We start from the raw sequence: 19,125 nt of genomic DNA on the forward strand, positions 1-19,125 counted from the left end.
TTTTCTTTTTTTCTTCTTTTTTGGGGGGGGGGGGGGGGGCCCCCCCCCCCCCCCCCCCCCGGCCCCACGCCGGCCAGAGGCAGCACGACCACCAAGCGCCCCGCCCCAACCAACCAACCGGCTCATCCTCGCAACAATGCCGCCACATGCGCCGGCCCCTCGGGGCGGATCCCGTTCGGGTTCAGCGCCTTGATCGAGTAGTACCCGCGGGTGATGTGATCCATGTTCACCGTGCCCTGCACCCCGGGCAGATCCAGGATCCGAGCCAAGTAGGCCGAAAGCCGGGGATAATCGGCGATCTGCCGGCGGTTGGTCTTGAACAGCCCGTGATAGGCGGCATCGAACCGGATCAGCGTCACGAAGGTCCGCAGGTCAGTCTCGGTCAGCCGATCGCCGAACAGATACCGCCCCTCGAGCCGCGCCTCCAGCTCGTCGAGCATCGCAAAGACCCCCTCGACCGCCTCGTCATAGGCCGCCTGCGAGGAGGCGAAGCCGGCCTTGTAGACGCCGTTGTTGAGCAGGTCGTAGATCCGCGGGTTGAGCGCGTCGATCTGCTCGGCCAGATCGTCCGGGTAGAGCCGCAGATCGGACGGCACGAGCCCCTCGAAGGCGGTGTCGAACATGCGCAGGATATCGGCGCTTTCGTTGTTGACCATGACGTTGCGCTGCATGTCCCAGAGCACCGGCACCGTGGCGCGCCCGGTGAAGCCGGGATCGGCGCGGGTATAGAGCTGGTGCATGTACTCGGCCTCGAAGAGCGGGTCCTCGTGGGCCCCGTCATAGCCGCCAAAGCGCCAGCCCTGGTCGGTCAGGCTCGGGTTCACCACGGTGACCGGGATGATCTCCTCAAGCCCCTTGAGCGTGCGCGCCATCAGGGTGCGCGAGGCCCAGGGACAAATATAGGCCACGTAGAGCCGGTAGCGCCCGGCCTCGGCGGCAAAGCCGCCCTCGCCGGTGGGGCCGGCGCTGCCGTCCGGGGTGATCCAGTTGCGGAAGGACGAGACCTGCCGCACGAAGCGGCCCTTGCCGTCGGCCTTCTGCACCGGCTGCCAGTCCTTGATCCATTTGCCGTTCACGAGCATGTCGGGTCTCCTTTCGGGAGGTCAGTAATAGATGAAGCTGCGCATCGAGACCGAACCGAGGTCGATGGCATCGTTCATGAAAAGCAGGCTGTCGCGCGCATCCGCCGCCCCGGCCACGGTGAGCGAGGGCAGGTAGTGATCGACGCTGGGATGCGCCATGCGGAAGAGCTGGCCCATGCCGGCGCGATCGGTGAGCGCGCCCAGGTCGCCCTGCTCGAGCCGCTCGGCGAAGAAGCTGTCGAATTCCTCGGCCCAGTCATGCGCCGCGCCGCCGCCCCAGCGCAGGGCGCGCAGGTTGTGCACGACGTTGCCCGAGCCCAGGATCAGCACGCCACGGTCGCGCAGCCCGCGCAGGGCCTGGCCGATGGCCACGTGCTCGGAGAGATCGGCCTTCATGTCGATGGAAAGCTGGAACACCGGCACGTCGGCCTCGGGGTAGAGGAATTTCAGCACCGACCACGCGCCGTGATCGAGCCCCCAGGTGTCGTCGCCCTCGGCGTGGTGGCTGGCGAGGATCGAGACCACTTCGGCCGCCACCTCCGGCGCGCCCGGCGCCGGGTATTGCTCGCGGAAGAGCTCCTGCGGGAAGCCGTAGAAATCGTGGATGGTCTCGGGCCGCGCGGTGACATTGACCAGGGTCGAGCCCTTGGTCATCCAATGCGCCGAGACCACAAGGATGGCCTGCGGGCGGGGCAGGTTCTGGCCGAGCTTGGCCCAGCTGCGGGAATAGGCGTTGTCCTCGATGGCGTTCATCGGGCTGCCGTGGCCGAGAAAGACCACCGGCATGCGGTCGGAGGCTTTCAGGCCGTCCTTCAGCTTTTGCAGTTGTTGCGAGATGCCCATGGCATGTCTCCTTGGCAGGCAGTGTCGGAAAGACCGCCGCGCCGATCCTGCGGCACGGCGGCGGATCTTGAAAGCGGAGACGGCTCAGCGCCGGCCGAGCGGCCAGAGCGCGTGGGCGCCGTCGCCGATCAGCGCGAGCGCCGCCATCACCGCGGCCCACATCACCGGGTACTCCCAGCCGCCGCCGGCATTGGACCAGCCAAAGCCGTTGGCCCAGTGGGCGGTGATCGCGGCGCCAAGAAGCACCGGCACCGAGACCAGCGCCACGAGGCGCGTCGCGAGCCCGAGGATCAGCGCGAGCCCGCCCACGATCTCGAACAGCATGGTGGCAATGCCGAGCCAACCCGGCAGGCCGAGGCTCTCGAAGAAGCCGGCGGTGCCGGCGGGGGTGAAGACGAAGAGCTTGGTGAGCCCGTGAGCGACGAACAGGCCCCCCGTGGTGGCCCGCATGAGGAGCGCGCCGTAAGCGACTGTGTTTGTATTGGTCATTTGATCTGGTCCTTGTCTCTTGCCGGGGAGGCCGGGGGTCTCCTGCGGGCCGCGCCGGCGTCGGTCTGTTGCGTTTCGATGAGCGGAAGATGCGCCTTGCACCGACGGAATGAAATGGCGATGATATGGAATGACCTTCCACGTTTTGTTCGGAATTATCTCATGGATCTGATCGACGGGCTGCGCGCCTTCACCGCCACCGCCGAGACCGGCTCCTTCACCGCCGCGGCGGACCGGATGGGGATCTCCAACCGGCTGACCTCAAAATACGTGGCCGAGCTCGAGGCGCGGCTGGGCGTGCGGCTGCTGAGCCGCACCACCCGGCGGGTCGGCGTCACCGCCTCGGGCGAGGCGCTCTTGGCGCGCGCCCCTGCCCTGCTCGACGATCTCGACGCGATGCTGGCCGAGGTCACCGAGGACGGGCGCGGCTTCGCCGGCACGCTGCGCATCTCCGCCCCCGTCACCTTCGGCGAGAAATACGTGCAGGGCATGCTGGCCCGCTTCGCCGCGCCACACGAGGCACTTGTGGTCGATCTTCGCCTGACTGACGCCTATGTCGATCTCGCAAGCGACGGCATCGACCTCGCCTTCCGCGTCGGCGAGGGCGCCGTCACCGCGCTGAAGCGGCGCCGGCTCGGGGCGTTGCGCAGCCGCGTGGTGGCGAGCCCGGACTACCTCGCGCAGCACGGCACGCCCGAAAGCCCGGCGGATCTTGCCGCCCATGCCTGCATCGCCGACACCAACCGCGCCGATCCGGCGCAGTGGGTGTTCACCAGCGACGGCGCGGAGATTTCCGTGCGGGTGCCCTCGCGCTTCCGGGTCAACAGCGCGCAGGTGGCGCGCGACCTCGCCGTCGCCGGTCAGGGCATCGCCTTCTGCCCCACCTTCGTGCTGGGCGACGATCTCGAGACCGGTCGGCTGGTGCCGCTGCTCGAGGCCTATGACAGCCCCGCCCGCGCGATCAGCGCGGTCTGGCTCGAGGGCCGCACCCTGCCACGCAAGGTGCGCGCGCTGATCGATTTCGCGGTGGAGGACGCGCGCCGCTCCGGTCTGGGCTGAGGCCCCGGCCCGACGCGCGGGGCGATGGCGTCGGCGGCGGCGATGCTCTAGACAGGCGGCAACGAGGGACCAACCAGATGACCAAACCGAAGCTCCTGATCCATATCGGCCACGGCAAGACCGGCTCGACCGCGATCCAGCGCATGCTGGATGTCAGCCGCGCGCCGCTCGAGCAGGCTGGCGTCGTGATGGCCGAGGCCGACGGCCACGCCAACCACCAGCAGATCTTCGCCTTCCTCACCGATCTGCCGAAGCAGAACCTGCCCGCCTACCAGGATGCCGAGCGCGAGATGGAGAAGGCGCGCAACGATGGCGCCCGGCTCTGGGATCGGCTGCAGTCGCGCATCGCGGCTGTGCAGCCGACGCTGGTCATCCTGAGCTGCGAGAACCAGTTCCGCCCCTACCCGCCCGAGGCCTTCGCGCGCATGAACGCCGCGCTCGCGCCGCTCTTCGACGACATCCGCGTCATGGCCTACCTGCGCGCGCCGGCCTCGTATTTCCTCTCCGCCGCGCAGCAGGATCTCAAGAAGCGCCCCGAGTTCGAGCTACCCTCGGCCAGCCGCTTCCGCGACACGCTCGAGCCCTGGGGACAGTTCGGCCCCGGCCCGATCGAGGTCCGGCGCTTTGCGCGCGACGCGCTCGAGGGCGGCGACGTGGTGACCGATTTCATCGCCCGAGACCTGCCGATGATCGACCCCGCCGCCCTGCGCCGCGGCCCCGATGACGAGAACGAGACCGTGAGCCCGGAGGCGATGGAGGTGCTGCAGCAGTATTTCCGCGGCCAGATCCGCGCTCCGCACCGCCATTACGACCGCCGCCCGCAGCGCTTCAAATGGCTGGTGCGGCACGCGGATGCCGCGGTGCCGGGCCAGCGCAAGCCGCAGCTTCTGCCCGGGCTGCGCGAGGTGATCGAGGCGCGTTGCACCGATCTCGACTGGTTGGCCGAGACCCACGGTCTGCGCTTCCCCGAAATCGGCGCGCCCGCAATGCCGCGCGCCGAGGCCGAGGCGCGCCACGCGGCGCTGCGCGACGTGGCGCAGATCTGCACCGTCGATGCCCCGCGCAAGCAGGCGCTGCTCGACGAGATCGCCCGCCGGGCCCGGGCCGAAACCGGCCCGCTGGCCCGCATCCGTTCCATGTTCGGAGGCCGCTGATGCTGGCCCTCCAGAGGCAGTAATGCTGAGAAAAGATCAGGGGCTAAGGGCAGAACATTTCATCGGACGCGCCTAAACCGGTTCGTGAACCGTGAAACCGCCACGTTTCCGAGACACCGTCCTCGTGACGACGTCCATCCAATCCGCGACGCGTGATACGCGACACTCTACAGCTGCCGCTGTTTGCCTTCTCAGGATTGGTCGTCTTCGAATGCTCGACGAAGGTATGGCGGCCCCTCACGAAGACGACGCGGATCCATCCGATGTTGCACCAATTGCTCAATCCACCCGTGGTCACGCACCCGCGCTTGCATCACTTCACCCATGGTTCTGCAGTGCTGAGCCCAAGCGTCTCGCAATACCGCTGCATCAAGTTCTCTCCACTTCGAGTGCGTATTCCGATTATGAAGGGTCTTTATGTAAAGGGCTTTGGGGACGCGCCGGAGCTCTCCGAACAATGCTTGCTGCAAGGTCCAGGTCGAGTCGACGCAGAAGTTCGTCGGCCGGTTCTCACGCATCTTCAGAAGCGGCCAGTCTTCCGGGATACGACGCATGAGCCCACGGTAGCAGTATCCGTTGTACAGATGCTTCATGACATGGCTGAGGCGCTCGGATAAGCCGCCGCACACCTCGGTGGCCTTCAGCACACCGCTCGGAATTTGTAGATCACTATAGACAGAGAAGGCGCGGCTATCGGCCTCCAGGACCTCCAGGCACTCCTCGAGATAGTTCGGGAGGATCCAGTCATCATGTGGCAGCACCATGAAATATTTGCCCCGGGCCAGCTGCAAGGCAGCGTTGGTGTTGTTGACCCATCCCAACCTTTGCCTTTGATCGCGAACCTTTACCTTCGGATGGCCTCGGAAGCGCTCCAGATCTGGAGTTTCGATCCCGCCATCGTTCGAGACGACAACTTCGGTGTCTTCGACGGTTTGTCGAAGGGCATGATCCATGACATCGGAAATGAATGCTTGTGACCGATATGCCGGAATACAGATCGACACGAGAGGGCGGCGTTGCAGGATCTCGGCCATGATCAGACCCGCCCGAGTATCCGCCTCGCGCACTCATCCGCGCAACGCGCCGCAGAGGTGTACTTCGCGGTCTCGACGCTCCAGTAGCCCGGGGCAAGCTCGATGGGACCATGATCTTTCCGCTCATGAAGCAGGCTCGCGGGGTCATCGATATCCGTTCGCGCCCTCGCAGCGATAAAATCTCCAACCACCCGTGCCCTCCGCCAGTCAACATTGCGAACAACATCATGGTAGATGGGTTCAAGATTGGCATAGCCGCGCCAAGTGTTTTCGATCGCCGCCCGGGCGTCGCCTGTATCTGGCCGAGCGTCCGACTTCAGATCGGAGGAGCTGTAGCACATGCCCACCGGGTACCAGCTGCAATACAGCGCGTCCTCTCCTGCGTGATAGACGCTGTCACCGTAACTCCCCAATATCGCGGTGGAGTTCTTCGGAGGCCCGCCCGCAAGCACGTCAGAGGCATGATCGAGGACGACCGCGAATTTGTAGCGGTAAAACCATTCCGCTCCGTCGTGGAAGCCCGCCCTTGCATCCAGCTCACGCCTTGCTGCCCACGCACAATTTATGACCGTGTCGAACGGGCCCAAGGCTTTCTCCTCGCCTTCGATGTCAACAAACCAGCGCCCGCCGGCTGGGGACACTGCTGCGACGGAAGCCTCGGTTCTCACTTCAATGGACGGATGCGCGAACACGCTTCTCGCCAGGTGGCGTGCGATCAAACCTGGCCAGACGCCGCGTTCTGCGGTCTGAAACGCTCCGAGCATCTCTGGCCGCGCGCTTTCCGCTTCGTGAAACTCGTGCGCCTCGCTCTGTCCGAGATAGCTCACCCCCTCTGATCGCGTGCGCGCCTTCAAGTAGTCTGAAACGGATTTGAAGTGTCTCCGGATCGTCCCGAGATCGAGCATCGAGTTCTTGGGAACGAGATAATCGAAACTGTCGTACACGCTTTCAGCGAAATCCGCCGATGAGATCCAGCGTTCCAAGACCGGCCGAAAGACAAGCGCATCATCGACCATGCGCTTTGCGGTTCGAAAGGTCTGATCCGCGGCATAGACGAAGCCGAGGTGGATCTTGCCTTCATTGGCAAGCGATGCGCGCGTTATCAGATCCGCCGCCTTCTCGCAAAGAACAACCGACTTGCCGCTCTCGGCAAGCTCCATGGCGATCAGACAGCCCGTAAGTCCGCCGCCAATAACGCATATCGACACCAAATTCTCCCGCCACATCCGAAAAAGCGGAGGCTTCAATGCTGCGGCTTCAAAAAACGCTCAGAGGATCGTTCCTCCGTGCGCGAAACGTCCCCCAATCTCGCTGTCCGGTCAAGCGGTTAGAGCGCAGGCAACAGAGTGAGCTTCCGATCAAGTTCAGAGCCGTCAGCGTCGCGGTGACCAGTGCTGCTCCTCGTCGGGTTGCATCCGCGACGCCAGCCGGCCGCTTCGGCACGTCGTGGCCGGGGCACGCCGTGGCGGCCTAGTCATTGTGCCCGCTGATCTTGCGGCCCTGAGCATAGGGGCGGTGCGTTTGATCGGGCGCCCGATCCCTTCGCGGTCGATCAGGACGTCGTCGCCGATGTCCGACGCGCCATCTCCGTTCCTACGCCAAGCGCGGACCTCCGCGACCTTCGCTCCGGTGGACGCCCATCCGAGCCCGAAAACCCTCAGGCCGGAGGGCTGCGTAGCGATTTTTGAACCATCCGGAGGCGTCGCAAAGAGCACCGCAGGCGGAAAAGCGTTGCGAACGGGCGCATGTGACGACAAGTTGGCCATCAGAAACACTCACTTGAGAAAAACCGTAAGAAGAAAATGATTGAGATATACTTTCACGTAGGGCCGCCAAAAACTGGCTCATCGACCATACAGAGATTCTTCAAAGAGACCGCCGATGCAAATACAAAATCTGGCGTCTACTTCCCACCTTCCTTCAAGGGTCTCGGCGGCGTGAATTACAACCTCAGCGTCGATATTGAAAATGACCTCGAGCACCTGAGAGGCGCTCTGGATCACTGCCGGGCGATTGGCGCCAACAAGCTGGTTCTATCGTCCGAATGGGGGGTTTCTCAGCTCTCCGAACTTTCCAAAACTGGCGCAGGCATGATACGCGACCTCCTCGAGAGTTACGGCGCTCATCTTAGAATTGTACTATGCTACCGCAACGGGACCTCGATGCGTTTATCTCAGTACAATCAGATGCTGATTAACAAAAGTGAGAACAATCTTCTTTTCGAAGACTTTGACCGAACCTCTCGCCCCCTGCCCTCTATGGGCGATATAATTAGCCGCATTTCTGATGCAGTTCATATGCTTGATGCCGCCAGCCTGACCGTTGTGATGTTCAACCGCCATTGGGCCAAAACCGTTCTATCCCATTTAGGATTGGGCGGCACTGAATGCATGACGCAAGGCGTCAACAGACGCTTGCCTGATGTATACGTAGAAATTGTGCGCCAATGGAACCTCTCCAAGGAGAGAAAAGAAAAGGGACTACATTTCTTTAACGTCCTAAACCGAGTTGTTGAACGCGAAGGCTTTGAATTCAGCTCCATCGTCAAAAGACGCGCTGCTCGATTTGGCCCCGGATCACCCAAACTTGATGATAAATCTTTTGATCATTTTCGCTTCATCGAGAACCCACCGCTAAGGTATAACGAACTCGAATTTTCCAGCGCCATCTCAAAACTCCGGTCAGCGCTTTCAGAAGATTGACTCCCTCCAGCATAGAGATTGACCCGAGCCTGACGATATCTTCACCCGGGTTTTCCGGGTGATCCCCAGGGCACGCCCTTCGAAAGACCTAATTGAATACTGCGATAAAACAATATTCATTTCCGTTCTTCAAGACGAAGAACGCCACTCTGGATATGATTGGCGCTCCGCAAGGCGCAGCGCTTTGCGACTTAAAGTCGGCTGGAAACTACGAGCTCGGCAGCCCTCTCCCCGTCCGCCCACGATGCCTTGAATCGAGCACGATTTCGCCGAACAGGTGAACTCTGGAGTTGCTGTGCGGCGAAAAATTCCGAAAGACACGCTCTCCATAGTCCGCCGGGTCGACCGCTGCGCTGCGAAGGGCCTCTCGGCGGCCGCGACGGTGCGGCAGATCGGGATATCGCCGCTCACGTTCTAGCGGTGGCGGAGAAAATGGCGGAATGAACCGGAGACAGCTCGCGCGGTTCGTCGGCCACGCCGGCTGCGCTACGATCCGGCTCAATGCCGGTGCAGCTCGGCAGAGAGCGCGGGCGACAGGGACGCAAAAAGCGCGTATGGACACAACGAAACCAGACCGGGACCGTTGAAACGCTCTTGAAGAGCGAAAATGCAACGGTACGAAATCAATAAGTTAAGGGGCAAAAATGCTGTCCTACCAGCACCTGTACCACGCCGGAAACCTCGCCGACGTGCAGAAGCACGCGCTTCTGGCGTGGATGCTTGACTACCTCACCCAGAAGGACAAGCCGCTCAGCTATATCGAGACCCATGCCGGGCGCGGGCTCTACGATCTCTCCGCCGCCGAGGCGATCAAGACCGGCGAGGCGGAACAGGGCATCGGCGCTCTGGCCGCGGCGCTGCCCAAGGCGCACCCCTATGCCCGCGCGCTGGCCGAGATCCGCGCCGAGCACGGGCCGAGCGCCTATCCCGGCTCGCCGCTCATCGCCCGCACCCTGCTGCGCGAGCAAGACCGGCTGCACCTGGCAGAGCTGCACCCGCAGGAGCACGCCGCCCTGCGCAGCGCGCTGCGCGCGCCAAACGTGGGCGTTCACCAGCAGGATGGGTTCGAACTGGCCCAAAGCCTCTGCCCGCCGGAGCCGCGCCGCGGCGTGCTGCTGGTCGATCCTTCCTACGAGGTGAAGCAGGATTACGAGCGCATCCCGAAATTCCTCTCCAAAGTGGCGAAGAAATGGAACGTCGGTATTCTCGCGCTCTGGTACCCGATCCTGACCTCGAACCTGCACGCGCCCATGCTCGCGGCGCTCGAGCGCGACCACCCCGAGGCCCTGCGCCACGAGCTGCGCTTCCCGCCGATCCGCGAGGGCCACCGCATGGTCGGCTCGGGCATGTTCGTGATCAACCCGCCCTGGGGAATGCAAGACGAGGCAAAACGACTCGACCGGCTCTTCCAAGGCGCGAAAAAACGCTGACTGAAATACCGGAACGGGTGTAGCCTGCGCCCCATGCGCTGGCTTGCCCGCCTTTTCTGCCTTGTCTGCGCCGCCCCGGCGCTGGCCTGCGAGGACCCGATCTGCGAGGTCCCGCCGGACAGCCTCAATTTCACTCGGATCATCGACTTCCAGAGCCTGCCCTCTGGCTATGGCGTAGGGCGGGCACTGGCCGGGGTGGTTGACGGCAAGGGCGCAACCTTCGGCGAGCGCTTCCTTGGGCAGATGCTCGAGACCGAGACCGGTCATGATCACCTCGTCGGGCGCCCGCTGCCGCCGCTGACGCTGCTGGCGGGCGAGGACGGCAGCAATCTCGGCACCATCAGTCTTTGGGGCGACAACGTGCTAAAGGGTCACGGGCCGCGCGGTTTCCCGGATGCCGGGGCGGTGGGCGAAGGCGCCATCGCGGTGCTCTTCGACCGCGACCAGCCGGCGCTGGCGCTCGATATCCGCGGCGGCGAGGGCGGGACGGTGACACTGGTCTTCTTCGATCGCGCCGGCGCGCCGATCCACAGTCTCAGCAAGCAGGTCGACCGCGACACCGGCACGCTCACCCTGCTGCGCCGGGGCGCCCTGCCCGACATCGCGGGCTTCACCGTCGAGAACGCCGATCCCGAAGGCTTGGGAATCGACAACCTGCGCTTCGAGTTCCACGAACTGATGGGCGGCCTGCCGCCTCTCCGGGCGGATCGGCGGGGATGAGACGCGCGCTCTCGCCCGGAGAGACGCCGGTGCCCTTGCGGCAGGCACTCGCTCAACCGGAGCGGTCGCGCGCGCCCCTGCCGCGTCACAACCGTTGCCGTGTGGCCCCTCCTGCCCCAGATTGTGGCAGCGCGCCATGAGAGAGGACCGCGATGCATCACCTGCCGACAGCACCGTCCCATCCGGATCATCGGGAGCGGCCAGCTTGGGACGCAACCTGAGATTCTGGCTCGCGTCGCCCTTCGCGGCGCCCTTCGATCCCGGCGACGCCCCGCTGGCGCTCGGGGCGCTGCTGCTGCGCGCGTCGCGCACGGATCACGCCGGCCTCTTCGCCGAACCCGCCACGTTCGAGGCGGTGCTGTCGCTGTGCTACGACCTGACCGCGCGCGAGGCCGCCGAGATGCGCGAGGCCTGCGAGCGGGTCGAGGCGGTGGCGCCCGACTGCGCCAGCTTCGCCGAGATCCTGCAGACCGCCGTCGGTCTCTCCGACCGGCAGCGCTTTGCCCTCAGCCTGCACGAGGTTTTGCGCGCGCTCTGCCCGCCGCAGGATCCGCGCATCGAGACGCTCTCGCGGCTCTTCCTCGGCGCTCATTCCGCAACAAACCCGGCGCCGATGCGGGCGGGCTGACGATTCTCCTGTCGCCGCCCGGGCCGCGCTGGCACAATGGGCGCAACAGGCAGGAGACCCCCATGTTCGAGCGACTGAAATCGTTCTTTCATCACCGCGCAGCGCCAGCCAAGCCGCTGCACGAGCTTGACGCCGCCCATGCCATGGGCGCGCTGCTTGTGAAGGTTGCGATCGCCGATCACACCTATCTTTTCGAGGAGGTCGAACAGATCGACCGCATCCTCGCCGAGGCCTACAACCTCAAGCCGCTGCAGGCCGCCAAGATGCGGGCCGAGTGCGAGCGGCTGGCCTTCGAGATGCCCGGCATCGAGGAAATGGCGGCGCGCATCCGCGACGGCGTCGATTACGAGCACCGCCGCGCCGCGGTCGAGGCGATGTGGAAGCTGGCCGAGATCGACGGCATCAGCGACGCCGACGAGACCGCGCTGGTCGAGCTGATCGAGGATCACCTCGGGCTCGAGCGCGCCGATTCAGAGGAGGCCCGCGCCGCCGCAGTCATCCCCTGACGGCCCTTGCTCACACGGGCGAGAGCGTCTCTTTCCCGAACGGCAAACCGGCGCTATATCCATGCCCATGTTTGCAGATTTCCTCAAGCGGCTCGTCGAGCCCGGCCCTCAATCCCTCCCCGACGCTGATGCGCGGCTGGCGCTGACCGCGCTTCTGGTGCGCGTCGCCCGCGCCGACGAAACCTATGACGAGAGCGAGCGCCAGCGCATCGACCGCATCAACGCGGCGCGCTACGGGCTATCGCCCTTCGAGGCCGCCAAGCTGCGCAGCCAGGGCGAGGCGCTCGAGGCCGAGGCCCCCGACACCGTGCGCTTCACCCGCGCCATCAAGGACGCCGTCGATTACGAGCACCGCATCGGCGTGATCGAGGCGCTGTGGCAGGTGGTGCTGGCCGACGGCGTGCGCGAGGCCGAGGAAGACGCACTGCTTCGGCTGGTCTCGAACCTGCTTGGCATCAACGACCGCGATTCCGCCCTCGCCCGGCAGCGGGTCGAACGCGGAAGCTGATCCGCGCCGCCGCCGCGCAACCCTGATACCCGTTCGCCGGCCCATCTCCTGCGCAAACCGGCGCCTCCAAACGAGGCATTTGCCGATTGACGCGGCGAAAACCGCGCCGTTGGTCGCGTTTTGCGCATTGCAAACCGGCGCTGTTTGCGCCCATCCTCCCCCCTGATCGAAACCGCCGCCAGAGGTCAGGCTTGCCAAATCCAACGCCCGTCATCGAGATCCGCAACCTGCACAAGGCCTATGGCAGCCTCGAGGTCCTCAAGGGCGTGGACGTCACCGCCCATCGCGGCGACGTGGTGTCGCTGATCGGCTCCTCGGGCTCGGGCAAGTCGACGCTTCTGCGCTGCTGCAACCTGCTCGAGGACAGCCAGCAGGGCGAGATCCTGTTCAAGGGCGAGCCGGTGGTCTGGAAGGGCGAGGGTCATCACCGCCGCCCCGCCGATCCCAAACAGGTGCTGCGCATCCGCACCAACCTGTCGATGGTGTTCCAGCAGTTCAATCTCTGGGCCCACATGACGATCCTGCAAAACGTTATGGAGGCCCCCGTCACCGTGCTGGCGCGCGACCGCGCCACCGTCGAGAAAGCCGCCCGCGGCTATCTCGAGAAGGTCGGCATCGGCGACAAGTGCGACGCCTACCCGGCGCAGCTTTCGGGCGGCCAGCAGCAGCGCGCCGCCATCGCCCGCGCGCTCTGCATGGAGCCCGAGGCGCTGCTCTTCGACGAGCCGACCTCGGCGCTCGACCCGGAACTCGAACAGGAGGTGGTCAAGGTCATCAAGGACCTCGCCGCCGAGGGACGCACGATGATCATCGTGACCCATGACATGAAGATGGCCCATGACGTGAGCGATCACGTGGTGTTCCTGCATCAGGGCCTTATCGAGGAACAGGGCCCGCCGGAAACGCTGTTCGGTGCTCCGAAATCCGAGCGCCTGCGCGGGTTCCTCAAATCCACGACCCACGCCTGAGCGGCGGGGTCCAAAAGACCAACCAAGGGAGCAATGAAATGAAGAAAATCCTTCTCGGCACCGCCGCGCTGGCCATGACCGCCTCGATGGCGCTGGCCCAGGACGTCGTGCGCATGGGCACCGAGGGCGCCTACCCTCCGTACAACTTCATCAACGATGCCGGCGAGGTCGACGGCTTCGAGCGCGAGATGGGCGACGAGCTCTGCGCCCGCGCCGAACTGACCTGCGAGTGGGTCACCAACGAGTGGGATTCGATCATCCCCAACCTCGTCTCGGGCAACTACGACACCATCATCGCCGGCATGTCGATCAACGACGAGCGCGACGAGGTGATCGATTTCACCCAGGACTACATCCCGCCGGCGACCTCGTCCTACGTGGCGCTGAGCGAGGACGCGCCGCTTGACGGCGTGGTCGCGGCGCAGACCTCGACCCTGCAGTCGGGCTACATCTCGGAAAGCGGCGCGACGCTGCTCGAGTTCGCCACCGCCGACGAGATCATCTCGGCGCTGCGTAGCGGCGAGGCCGACGCGGTGTTCTTCGACACCGATTACCTCGCGCCGATCGTCGAGGAATCGAGCGGCGAGCTGATGTTCGTGGGCGAGACCGTCACCCTCGGCCGTGGCACCGGCATGGGCATCCGCGAGAGCGACGGCGAGCTGAAGGACAAGTTCGACGCGGCCATCACCTCGATGAAGGAAGACGGCACGCTCAACGAGATGCTGATCAAGTGGTTCGGCGAAGGCACCGACACCTACTGATCGCACCGATCTGACACCGGAGGCGCGGGTCCGCCCGCGTCTCCGCCCCCATCCAGCCCCCGCCCCGCGACGCGCCGTTCCGGCGCCCCTGACCCGGACACGCATGTTTTCCTTCTGTACAGACCCCTCGGTCCTGTCGACCCCGGCGTGGTTTGCCTGCTACCTCACCACCGGCAAGCTGATGCTGTTCTACGCCTCCTTCGGGACGGTGCTGCTGCTGCTCGCGATCACCGCGCCGGTGGCGCTTGGCTTCGGCTTTGCCGGCGCCGCCGCGGCGCGCGCGCGCTTTGCGCCGCTGAGCTGGCTCGGCAAGCTCTACATCGCCATGGTGCGCGGCGTGCCCGACATCGTGTTCTTCCTGTTCTTCGTGATCGCGCTCGACCAGGGCTTCGAGTACCTGCGACACAAGATGAAATGCCCCGACTGGACCGATCCGATCCGGCAGGGCTCGGATTTCATCGTCTGCCCCGCCGCCAAGCTGCCGCTGTCGACCTCGCCGCAGATCTGGCACGAGGTCTACGGCTTCTCGCTGGCGGTGCTGACCTTCTCGATCGTGTTCGGCGCCTTTGCCGCCAACGTGCTCTACGGCGCCATGCGGGCAGTGCCCCATGCCCAGCTCGAGACCGCAGAGGCCTATGGCATGAGCCACCGCCAGACCTTCTGGCGGATCCTGATCCCGCAGATGTGGGTCTATGCGCTGCCCGGCCTGTCGAACCTGTGGATGGTGCTGATCAAGGCCACGCCGCTGCTGTTCCTGCTCGGCGTCGAGGACATCGTCTACTGGGCCCGCGAACTCGGCGGCGCCAAGACCGCGCGCTTCACCGACTACCCCCATCCGGACTGGCGGGTGTGGTTCTTCCTCGGGCTGCTGATCTTCTACCTGCTGTTCACGCGGGTGTCGGAGATCGTGCTCGCGAAGCTGATGACACGTCTGACCCATGGCCAGGCGACCGTGGGCGGCGAAGCGCAGAGGAAGGCGGCGTGATGCGGGTGACGAGCGTAGTTTGGGGGCGCTGCCCCCGTCCGCGCAAGCGCGGACTCCCCCGAGGTATTTTTGAACCAGAGAAGATGCGGAGCGTGTCGCAAGGGGGCCGGGCATGAGCTGCTGGGACGTGGTGGCTGATTACGGGCTGCGCTCGCTGGGGATCGGCGAGCGGCTGTTGCCGCGGGACGATTTCACCGTCTGCAAGCAGGTGGTGCTGATCGGCTCGGGGATGATCTGGAACGTCTATTTCGGGGTCGTGGCGCTGGTCTCGGGGTTCTTTCTTGCCACCGCGCTGGCGGTGGGCAAGGCCTCGAACCGCTGGCTGCCGCGCAAGCTTTCAGAATGGTTCATCTTCGTGTTCCGAGGCTCGCCGCTCTTCATCCAGTTCTTCTTTGCCTATTTCCTGTTCCTGAGCCTGAAATCGGTGGCGCCGGTGTTCTCGCCCTTCACCTCGGCCTGGCTCGGGGCGCTGGTGGTGCTGTTCTTCAACACCGCCGCCTATAGCGGCGAGATCTTTTACGGCGCGCTCCTGTCGGTGCCCAAGGGCGACGTCGAGGCGGCCGACGCCTACGGCTTCTCGGGCTGGCCGCGCTTCCGGCGCATCGTCTGGCCGACCATGCTTCGGCTCGCCTGGCCCGCCTATACCAACGAGGCGATCTTCCTGTTTCACGCCACCACGCTGGTGTTCTTCTCGGGCTTCCCGGCGTTCCAGCAGCGCGGCGACGCGCTCTATTACGCCAACTACTTCGCCGACAAGACCTTCAACCCCTTTGTCGCCTACCCGATCCTCGCCGGCTATTTCATCGTGCTGACGCTGCTGATCATCGCACTGTTCGGCGCGATCAACCGGCGGCTCAACCGGCACCTGCCGCAGGCGCGGCGCTCGAAGGTGAGATACCGCCCCAACCTGCTGCGCTGAGACGCAGGCGAAAAGGCTTGGTCGATCCGCCGCCCCGGTGCAGGATGGGGCTGCGGGCGACGCCCGCAAACGCGCGTCGCTCCGCATCCGGTATCGGAGGAGGGACCCATGCCGACACGCATCACCACCGTCATCGCAATCGCGCTTGCCGCGGAGTTCAGCGCCGAGCCGTCGGCCGCGCAGGAGCAGTCTCGGGTGCAGTTCGAGGCCGGGAGCTCCGGCGCCACGATCAGCGGCACCGTCACCGGGCAGGACTATGTCGACTACCTGCTCGGCGCCTCTAAGGGCCAGACGCTCGAGGCCAGCATCGCGGTGGATGGCACCAATGGCGACGGCACGATCTATTTCAACGTCATGCCGCCCGGCGCCACCTACGAGGCCATCTTTCTCGGCCAGACCGAGGGGCGCGAGGCAAAGATCGTGCTGCCCGAAAGCGGCGATTACACCATCCGGGTCTACCTGATGGGCAACGACGCCGACACGGGCAAGACCGTGGGGTTCCTGCTGCCGGTGGCGATCCGCTGAGCAGCTTTCCGGCGCCTGACCACGCGCGACGCCACGGCGCCGGGATTTTCCTTGCCAGCCCCCCGCGCGGCACGTTATCCAGAATTTGATCAAATTCTACGGTGACCCATGAACGACCCCAAAAGCTGGCTGCGCAAGAACCCGCAGGTCCGCACCATCCGTGTGGCTGCAAGCGACCTCAACGGACAACCACGCGGCAAGCGTGTGCCCGCGCGCTTCGCCGACAAGGTGGTCGAGGACGGCACCCGCTTCCCGCTCTCGGTGCTCAATCTCGACATCTGGGGCGAGGATATCGACGAAAGCCCCCTCGTCTTCGAGACCGGCGACCGCGACGGCGTGCTCTATCCGACCGAGCGCGGCTTTGTGCCGATGCCCTGGCTCGAGGCGCCCACCGCGCTCTTGCCGATCTGGATGTATCGCGAGGATGGCCGGCCCTTCGACGGCGACCCGCGCCACGCGCTCGCGGCGGTGCTCAAGCGCTACCGCAAGCTCGGCCTTACCCCGGTGGTGGCGATCGAGCTCGAGTTCTTCCTGATCGACGACAGCGGCAAGTCGCTGCAGGTGCCGCTCTCGCCGCGCTCGCAGAAGCGCCGCAAGGCGGCGGAGGTGATGTCGATCCGGGCGCTCGACGCCTTCGACATCTTCTTCACCGATCTCTACGACGCCTGCGAGGACATGGACATCCCCGCCGACACGGCGATCTCGGAGGCCGGGCTTGGCCAGTTCGAGCTCAACCTCATGCACCAGCCCGACGCGCTGCGCGCCGCCGACGATGCGTGGTTCTTCAAGATGCTGGTTCGCGGGCTCGCGCGGCGCCACGGCTTTGCCGCCTCGTTCATGGCGAAACCCTACGAGGATTACCCGGGCTCCGGCATGCACGTGCACTTCTCGGTGCTCGACGAGGACGGCAACAACATCTTCGACGATGGCGGCCCCAAGGGCACCGACAAGATGCGCCACGCGGTGGGCGGGCTGATGGAAGCGATGCATGACAGCACGCTGATCTTCGCGCCCCACGGCAACAGCTATGACCGGCTGGTGCCCGAGAACCACGCGCCCTGTGGCATCTCCTGGGCATACGAGAACCGCACCTCGGCGATCCGCATCCCCGGCGGCAGCCCCAAGGGCCGGCGCATTGAGCATCGCGTGGCGGGCGGCGACGTGAACCCCTACCTGCTGCTTGCCACCCTTCTGGGCGCGGCGCTGAACGGCATCGAGGACGGCACCGAGCCGCCCGCGCCGATCACCGGCAACGCCTATGCGCAGGATCTGCCACTGATCCCGGGCAGCTGGGAAAAGGCGATGGACGCCTTCGAGGCGAGCACGGTGATGCCGCGCATCCTGCCCGAGGGGCTGATCCGCAACCTGCTGCTGACCAAGCGCCAGGAGCTGCATTTCATGTCCGAGCTCTCGCCCGCCGAGCAGGTGGAAATCTATCTCGACACCGTCTGAGCCCCTCTTGCCGCCCCCGGGCGGCAGGACTACCCTCCGGCCCACAAACGACATCGGTGCTTCATGAAAATCGGCATTCTGCAACCCGGGCTCGTCCCGGACGTGATCCTCGAGGAAGTCGGGGACTACGACACGCAATTTCACGCCCTGCTCGACGGGCACGGCTTCGCCTTCGAGACTTGGAAGGTGGTCAACGGGGATTTCCCCGAGGGCCCCGAGGATGCCGATGGCTGGCTGATCACCGGCTCGCGCCACGGCGCCTACGAGGATCATCCCTGGATGGCCCCGCTCGAGGAGCTGATCCGGGCGATCCACGCCGCCGGCAAGCCTCTGATCGGGGTCTGTTTCGGGCACCAGATCATCGCGCAGGCGCTTGGCGGCAAGGTCGAGAAATCCGACAAGGGCTGGGTCATCGGGCCGACGCTCTACAAGTATCCCGACAGCACGCGGCTGGTGAACGCCTGGCACCAGGATCAGGTCACCGAGCTGCCGCCCGGGGCCGAGGTGGTGGCCTGGTCGGAGAAATGCCGCAACGCCGCGATCCTCTATCCCGGCCACGCCTACACGGTGCAGCCGCATCCTGAGTTCCGCCGCAACTACGTCGACAGCCTGCTGCAGCACCGCGCCCCGGGCGTGGTGCCCGAAGAGCTGATCGACGATGCGACCGGCAAGCTCGAGATGGCGCTCGACAGCGCCGATATCGGCGCGCAATTCGCGCGGTTCTTCAAGGAGAAGCGGCTATGAGCACCGAGTGGACCGCCAACCTGCCCGAAGCCGCCGCCGCCTATCTCGAGGGCCGCAGACTCGACGAGGTCGAGTGCATCGTCTCCGACCTGCCGGGAATCGCCCGCGGCAAGGCGGTGCCGGCATCGAAATTCGCCCGGCAGGCCTATTTCCACCTGCCCGACTCGATCTTCTTCCAGACCATCACCGGGGAATGGGGGGAGGCCGCCGGCGAGGAAGGCTTCATCGAGCGCGACATGATCCTCAAGCCCGACATGAGCACGGCCAGCGCCGCGCCCTGGACCGGGGACTGGACGCTGCAGATCATCCACGATGCCTATGACCGGCACGGCGATCCGATCGAGTATGCGCCGCGCAACGTGCTGAAGCGCGTGGTGAAGCTCTACGAGGAGCAGGGCTGGGAGCCGATCGTGGCGCCGGAGATGGAGTTCTTCATCGTCGCCCGCAACCTCGACCCGGCCAAGGACATCCAGCCCATGATGGGCCGCTCGGGCCGCCCCGCCGCGGCGCGCCAGGCCTATTCGATGACCGCGGTCGACGAGTTCGGCCCGGTGATCGACGACATCTACGATTTCGCCGAGGCGCAGGGCTTCGAGATCGACGGCATCACCCAGGA

Annotated in this window: 21 protein-coding genes; 16 read left to right on the plus strand and 5 right to left on the minus strand. The window is 65.2% G+C overall.

Features of this window, described 5'->3' with window-relative positions; all coding sequences use genetic code 11:
• Positions 1 to 122 precede the first annotated feature (122 nt).
• From AC6RA4_RS09170 to AC6RA4_RS09180, 3 genes are all read right to left on the minus strand, one after another.
• Positions 123 to 1,082, minus strand: coding sequence for a glutathione S-transferase family protein (locus AC6RA4_RS09170; protein WP_500159575.1), 960 nt, complete (start codon positions 1,080 to 1,082; stop codon positions 123 to 125).
• Between the two features lie 21 nt (positions 1,083 to 1,103).
• Positions 1,104 to 1,925, minus strand: coding sequence for a 4,5-DOPA-extradiol-dioxygenase (gene ygiD, locus AC6RA4_RS09175; RefSeq protein WP_500159577.1), 822 nt, complete (start codon positions 1,923 to 1,925; stop codon positions 1,104 to 1,106).
• Between the two features lie 84 nt (positions 1,926 to 2,009).
• The gene (locus AC6RA4_RS09180) at positions 2,010 to 2,414 is read right to left on the minus strand and encodes a DoxX family protein (protein ID WP_500159579.1); all 405 of its coding nucleotides are present in this window, start codon (positions 2,412 to 2,414) and stop codon (positions 2,010 to 2,012) included.
• A gap of 162 nt (positions 2,415 to 2,576) precedes the next feature.
• Here AC6RA4_RS09180 and AC6RA4_RS09185 point away from each other — a divergent pair, with 162 nt between their 5' ends.
• Both AC6RA4_RS09185 and AC6RA4_RS09190 read left to right on the plus strand, forming a co-directional pair.
• Positions 2,577 to 3,473 carry a LysR family transcriptional regulator gene (locus tag AC6RA4_RS09185; RefSeq protein WP_500159581.1) on the plus strand — a complete coding sequence of 299 codons (897 nt, stop codon included), beginning with the start codon at positions 2,577 to 2,579 and terminating at the stop codon, positions 3,471 to 3,473.
• 77 nt (positions 3,474 to 3,550) lie between these two features.
• Positions 3,551 to 4,627, plus strand: a complete 1,077-nt coding sequence (locus AC6RA4_RS09190) for a hypothetical protein (protein ID WP_500159583.1) — start codon at positions 3,551 to 3,553, stop codon at positions 4,625 to 4,627.
• A 191-nt stretch (positions 4,628 to 4,818) separates the two neighbouring features.
• Here the strand turns inward: AC6RA4_RS09190 and AC6RA4_RS09195 are convergent, their stop codons facing one another.
• Positions 4,819 to 5,661 carry a glycosyltransferase family 2 protein gene (locus AC6RA4_RS09195; protein WP_500159585.1) on the minus strand — a complete coding sequence of 281 codons (843 nt, stop codon included), beginning with the start codon at positions 5,659 to 5,661 and terminating at the stop codon, positions 4,819 to 4,821.
• A gap of 2 nt (positions 5,662 to 5,663) precedes the next feature.
• The gene (locus tag AC6RA4_RS09200) at positions 5,664 to 6,869 is read right to left on the minus strand and encodes an FAD-dependent oxidoreductase (protein ID WP_500159587.1); all 1,206 of its coding nucleotides are present in this window, start codon (positions 6,867 to 6,869) and stop codon (positions 5,664 to 5,666) included.
• A gap of 594 nt (positions 6,870 to 7,463) precedes the next feature.
• On the opposite strand from AC6RA4_RS09200, the gene AC6RA4_RS09205 reads away from it, so the two are divergent.
• From AC6RA4_RS09205 to AC6RA4_RS09270, 14 genes are all read left to right on the plus strand, one after another.
• Entirely contained in the window at positions 7,464 to 8,363 is a 900-nt protein-coding gene (locus AC6RA4_RS09205) for a hypothetical protein (RefSeq protein ID WP_500159589.1), read from the plus strand.
• Between the two features lie 644 nt (positions 8,364 to 9,007).
• Complete coding sequence (locus tag AC6RA4_RS09210; protein WP_500159591.1) at positions 9,008 to 9,793, plus strand: 23S rRNA (adenine(2030)-N(6))-methyltransferase RlmJ; 786 nt, start codon at positions 9,008 to 9,010, stop codon at positions 9,791 to 9,793.
• Positions 9,794 to 9,826: 33 nt separating this feature from the next.
• The gene (locus tag AC6RA4_RS09215) at positions 9,827 to 10,513 is read left to right on the plus strand and encodes a hypothetical protein (protein WP_500159593.1); all 687 of its coding nucleotides are present in this window, start codon (positions 9,827 to 9,829) and stop codon (positions 10,511 to 10,513) included.
• A gap of 205 nt (positions 10,514 to 10,718) precedes the next feature.
• Positions 10,719 to 11,141, plus strand: a complete 423-nt coding sequence (locus AC6RA4_RS09220) for a TerB family tellurite resistance protein (protein WP_500159595.1) — start codon at positions 10,719 to 10,721, stop codon at positions 11,139 to 11,141.
• Between the two features lie 62 nt (positions 11,142 to 11,203).
• Positions 11,204 to 11,647, plus strand: coding sequence for a tellurite resistance TerB family protein (locus AC6RA4_RS09225; RefSeq protein WP_500159597.1), 444 nt, complete (start codon positions 11,204 to 11,206; stop codon positions 11,645 to 11,647).
• Between the two features lie 67 nt (positions 11,648 to 11,714).
• Entirely contained in the window at positions 11,715 to 12,155 is a 441-nt protein-coding gene (locus AC6RA4_RS09230) for a tellurite resistance TerB family protein (protein WP_500159615.1), read from the plus strand.
• 191 nt (positions 12,156 to 12,346) lie between these two features.
• Complete coding sequence (locus tag AC6RA4_RS09235; RefSeq protein WP_500159599.1) at positions 12,347 to 13,123, plus strand: ABC transporter ATP-binding protein; 777 nt, start codon at positions 12,347 to 12,349, stop codon at positions 13,121 to 13,123.
• 38 nt (positions 13,124 to 13,161) lie between these two features.
• On the plus strand, positions 13,162 to 13,884 hold the full coding sequence (locus AC6RA4_RS09240; RefSeq protein WP_500159601.1) for a transporter substrate-binding domain-containing protein: 723 nt from the start codon (positions 13,162 to 13,164) through the stop codon (positions 13,882 to 13,884).
• Positions 13,885 to 13,987: 103 nt separating this feature from the next.
• Positions 13,988 to 14,869 carry an ABC transporter permease gene (locus AC6RA4_RS09245; RefSeq protein WP_500159603.1) on the plus strand — a complete coding sequence of 294 codons (882 nt, stop codon included), beginning with the start codon at positions 13,988 to 13,990 and terminating at the stop codon, positions 14,867 to 14,869.
• A 112-nt stretch (positions 14,870 to 14,981) separates the two neighbouring features.
• Complete coding sequence (locus tag AC6RA4_RS09250) at positions 14,982 to 15,788, plus strand: ABC transporter permease (RefSeq protein WP_500159605.1); 807 nt, start codon at positions 14,982 to 14,984, stop codon at positions 15,786 to 15,788.
• A 108-nt stretch (positions 15,789 to 15,896) separates the two neighbouring features.
• Positions 15,897 to 16,313 (plus strand): hypothetical protein, encoded by a 417-nt coding sequence (locus AC6RA4_RS09255; protein ID WP_500159607.1) that lies wholly within the window; start codon positions 15,897 to 15,899, stop codon positions 16,311 to 16,313.
• 108 nt (positions 16,314 to 16,421) lie between these two features.
• Positions 16,422 to 17,765, plus strand: coding sequence for a glutamine synthetase family protein (locus tag AC6RA4_RS09260; protein WP_500159609.1), 1,344 nt, complete (start codon positions 16,422 to 16,424; stop codon positions 17,763 to 17,765).
• Positions 17,766 to 17,828: 63 nt separating this feature from the next.
• Entirely contained in the window at positions 17,829 to 18,509 is a 681-nt protein-coding gene (locus tag AC6RA4_RS09265; RefSeq protein WP_500159611.1) for a type 1 glutamine amidotransferase, read from the plus strand.
• Positions 18,506 to 19,125 (plus strand): type I glutamate--ammonia ligase (locus tag AC6RA4_RS09270; protein WP_500159613.1); only part of this gene is annotated, 620 nt, incomplete at its 3' end. The genes AC6RA4_RS09265 and AC6RA4_RS09270, both read left to right, overlap by 4 nt.

This window comes from Salipiger sp. (assembly GCF_059781815.1).

Coding starts and splice junctions, on each gene's coding strand:
- AC6RA4_RS09170 (WP_500159575.1), bottom strand. CDS start 1,082: ATGCTCGTGAACGGCAAATGGATCAAGGACTGGCAGCCGGTGCAGAAG.
- ygiD (WP_500159577.1), bottom strand. CDS start 1,925: ATGGGCATCTCGCAACAACTGCAAAAGCTGAAGGACGGCCTGAAAGCC.
- AC6RA4_RS09180 (WP_500159579.1), bottom strand. CDS start 2,414: ATGACCAATACAAACACAGTCGCTTACGGCGCGCTCCTCATGCGGGCC.
- AC6RA4_RS09185 (WP_500159581.1), top strand. CDS start 2,577: ATGGATCTGATCGACGGGCTGCGCGCCTTCACCGCCACCGCCGAGACC.
- AC6RA4_RS09190 (WP_500159583.1), top strand. CDS start 3,551: ATGACCAAACCGAAGCTCCTGATCCATATCGGCCACGGCAAGACCGGC.
- AC6RA4_RS09195 (WP_500159585.1), bottom strand. CDS start 5,661: ATGGCCGAGATCCTGCAACGCCGCCCTCTCGTGTCGATCTGTATTCCG.
- AC6RA4_RS09205 (WP_500159589.1), top strand. CDS start 7,464: ATGATTGAGATATACTTTCACGTAGGGCCGCCAAAAACTGGCTCATCG.
- AC6RA4_RS09210 (WP_500159591.1), top strand. CDS start 9,008: ATGCTGTCCTACCAGCACCTGTACCACGCCGGAAACCTCGCCGACGTG.
- AC6RA4_RS09215 (WP_500159593.1), top strand. CDS start 9,827: ATGCGCTGGCTTGCCCGCCTTTTCTGCCTTGTCTGCGCCGCCCCGGCG.
- AC6RA4_RS09225 (WP_500159597.1), top strand. CDS start 11,204: ATGTTCGAGCGACTGAAATCGTTCTTTCATCACCGCGCAGCGCCAGCC.
- AC6RA4_RS09230 (WP_500159615.1), top strand. CDS start 11,715: ATGTTTGCAGATTTCCTCAAGCGGCTCGTCGAGCCCGGCCCTCAATCC.
- AC6RA4_RS09240 (WP_500159601.1), top strand. CDS start 13,162: ATGAAGAAAATCCTTCTCGGCACCGCCGCGCTGGCCATGACCGCCTCG.
- AC6RA4_RS09245 (WP_500159603.1), top strand. CDS start 13,988: ATGTTTTCCTTCTGTACAGACCCCTCGGTCCTGTCGACCCCGGCGTGG.
- AC6RA4_RS09250 (WP_500159605.1), top strand. CDS start 14,982: ATGAGCTGCTGGGACGTGGTGGCTGATTACGGGCTGCGCTCGCTGGGG.
- AC6RA4_RS09255 (WP_500159607.1), top strand. CDS start 15,897: ATGCCGACACGCATCACCACCGTCATCGCAATCGCGCTTGCCGCGGAG.
- AC6RA4_RS09260 (WP_500159609.1), top strand. CDS start 16,422: ATGAACGACCCCAAAAGCTGGCTGCGCAAGAACCCGCAGGTCCGCACC.
- AC6RA4_RS09265 (WP_500159611.1), top strand. CDS start 17,829: ATGAAAATCGGCATTCTGCAACCCGGGCTCGTCCCGGACGTGATCCTC.